The organism is Alteromonas alvinellae, from assembly GCF_902705805.1.
In genome coordinates this window covers 1-554 of record NZ_CACSIH010000168.1, presented here as the reverse complement: position 1 = coordinate 554, position 554 = coordinate 1, and the positions used below count along the sequence as shown (strand labels likewise).

The 554-nt window shown below is 47.3% G+C and carries 1 protein-coding gene; it reads right to left on the bottom strand.

The window, feature by feature from the left end; genetic code table 11:
* Window positions 1-554, bottom strand: a 554-nt coding sequence (locus ACX5KA_RS12615; RefSeq protein ID WP_458731314.1) for a transposase, incomplete at both ends; no start/stop codon positions are given.

Genomic DNA, 554 nt, shown 5'->3' with positions numbered 1-554 from the left:
TGAGGTGAGTGTCGGTGGATAAAAACAAGGCCCAATCATGCTTTCCAGCACGCTGTTTTTCTTCGTTAACGCCACGTACAAACAGCAGCTTGACCTTGATCCAGTGATCAGGTGCATCGAGGGTTTGTGCTAGATTCAACTCAACGGTGATCGCCTTAGACTGGTATGGCCTGCCCTTAACCTTCTGCCATTGGCCTTTGATGTGATGTTGGTATAGCTCAGCCGCTGTTGAGAGAACCTTGTCACTACCGGCCACGCGGTAACTCATTTTATTTTTCTTCATACGGACAATGGAGACTAACGATTGCGCTTCCATAAAGGCCAGCATGGACTTACTGGCAAACCATGAATCGGCTAAAAAATACTGTGCATGAATGCCGGACCGATCGGCTCGCTTAATCATGCCATGGACCATCTCCGGTTTAGTCATTGACTGCGCATCACGATAACGTTTTGCGGCGATACTGCGACCATCGGCAAAGGCTTTGGTCAGAGGTTGTGATTTAACTCGACTGATATAGAGTTCGCTATCTAAAGGGATAAATTGCTTTTCA